We start from the raw sequence: 1,834 nt of genomic DNA on the forward strand, positions 1-1,834 counted from the left end.
TCGAACAACGCTACCGCCGCGGTCCGCTGATCTTCGGACAGTGAACTCGTCGCCCTCATCAAACTGCTCCCCGGAAGTCGGAACTGAATTTCTCAGTCCAACTTCCGGGGAGCAGTTCATCTCCGAGAGGAATCCTTCAGAACCGGAGCCAGGAAAACCGCTCGCACGGGTTCCGGCCGCGCTGTTAGCGTCGATTCGACGCCCGTTCGACCGAAGGCCCGCGCCGTGACGACCCCAGACCAGACGACGACCCGACGACTCGGGCCGCTGATCCTGCTCAACCTCGCGACGCTGTTCTCCGCTACCGGCAACGGCATCGTGATCGTCGCGCTGCCGTGGCTGGTGCTCGAGCAGACCGGACGCGCGACCGACGCGGCGATCGTCGCCGGCGCGGCGACCCTGCCACTGCTGCTCGCCAGCCTGTTCTCGGGCACCGTCGTCGACAGGTTCGGCCGGAGGCCCACCTCGCTGGTGTCGGACGCGCTGTCGGCGCTGTCGGTGGCGGCGATCCCGGTCGTCGCGGGCACGATCGGGCTGTCGGTGCCCGTGCTCGCGGCGCTCGCCGCGCTCGGGGCGACGTTCGACCCCGCCGGCATCTCGGCGCGGGAGTCGATGCTGCCGGCCGCGACCAAGGCCGCCGGCTGGCGACTGGACCGCGTCAACAGCCTGTACGAGGCCAACTACAACGTCGCCTACCTGATCGGCCCCGGTGTCGGCGGCGTGCTGATCGCACTCGTCGGACCCGAGAGCACGCTGTGGGTCACGTCGGTCTGCTTCGTGCTGTCGCTCGTGACGATCGCGTTCCTGCGTCTCGAGCACGCCGGTCGCCCCGACCATGCGACCCGGCCGAGATCGATGTGGTCGGGCACCCTCGAGGGGCTGCGGTTCGTGTGGCGCGATCGCCTGCTGCGCACGCTCGCGCTCGTCGACATGGTGATCGTCGCGCTGTACATGCCGATCGAATCGGTGCTGTTCCCCAAGTACTTCACGGATCACGGGGAGCCCGCCGAACTCGGCTGGGTGATCATGGCGATGAGCGTCGGTGGTCTCGTCGGTGCGCTGTCGTACGGCGCACTGGCGCCGTACCTGAAGCGCCGGAACCTGATGCTCGTCGCCGTCACGGTGCTCGGTCTCGCGATGATCGGCATGGCCTTCCTGCCGCCACTGTGGGTGCTCCTCGCACTGGCCGTCGTGATCGGCCTGGTGTACGGGCCGGTGGGCCCGATCGCCAACTGGGCCATGCAGACCCGCAGTCCCGAACACCTGCGCGGCCGCGTCGTCGGGGTGATGACGTCCACCGCGTATGCGGCCGGACCGCTCGGCTACATGTTGGCCGGACCGCTCATCGATCAGATCGGCATCAGCGCGACGTTCTTCGTCCTCGCCGTGCCGGTGGTGGTCGTCGCCGCGGTGTGCTTCGCACTTCCCGTACTGCGCGAACTGGACGCCGACCGGAAGCCTCCGACGGTGAGGTTAGGCTCACCGTCATGACTACTTTCGACGCCGCCGTCGTCGCCGCCGTGACCGGCCACATGAACGGCGACCACGCCGACGACAACCTGCTCATCGTCCGCGCGTACGCGGAGCCGGCCGCCACCGCCGCCCGCATGACCGGGCTCGACGGCGAGTCCGGCGAATGGGTCGCCGAGGTCGACGGGGCGGAGCGGACCGTGCGGGTGCCGTGGCTCGGCCCGGTGACCGACCGCGCGTCGATCCGCACCGAGGTGGTCGCGCTGTACCGCGCGGCGTGCGAGAAGTTGGGAGTCGCGCCCAGCGAGCACTGACCGGCGCTCGGGGGTATGGTCCGTCCGTCTGCAACGATCGTTGCAGACGG

At 69.2% G+C, this 1,834-nt stretch carries 2 protein-coding genes; both read left to right on the forward strand.

Annotated elements, in window-relative coordinates; translation table 11 throughout:
• Positions 1 to 225: 225 nt before the first annotated feature.
• The gene (locus LCL87_RS24250) at positions 226 to 1,491 is read left to right on the forward strand and encodes an MFS transporter (RefSeq protein ID WP_225024009.1); all 1,266 of its coding nucleotides are present in this window, start codon (positions 226 to 228) and stop codon (positions 1,489 to 1,491) included.
• Positions 1,488 to 1,784: a DUF2470 domain-containing protein gene (locus LCL87_RS24255; RefSeq protein WP_225024010.1), complete on the forward strand. Its 297-nt coding sequence runs from the start codon at positions 1,488 to 1,490 to the stop codon at positions 1,782 to 1,784. The genes LCL87_RS24250 and LCL87_RS24255 overlap by 4 nt, the downstream gene beginning before the upstream one ends.
• The last annotated feature ends 50 nt before the right edge of the window (positions 1,785 to 1,834 follow it).

This window comes from Prescottella equi, assembly GCF_020171745.1.
GTDB lineage: Bacteria > Actinomycetota > Actinomycetes > Mycobacteriales > Mycobacteriaceae > Prescottella > Prescottella equi_A.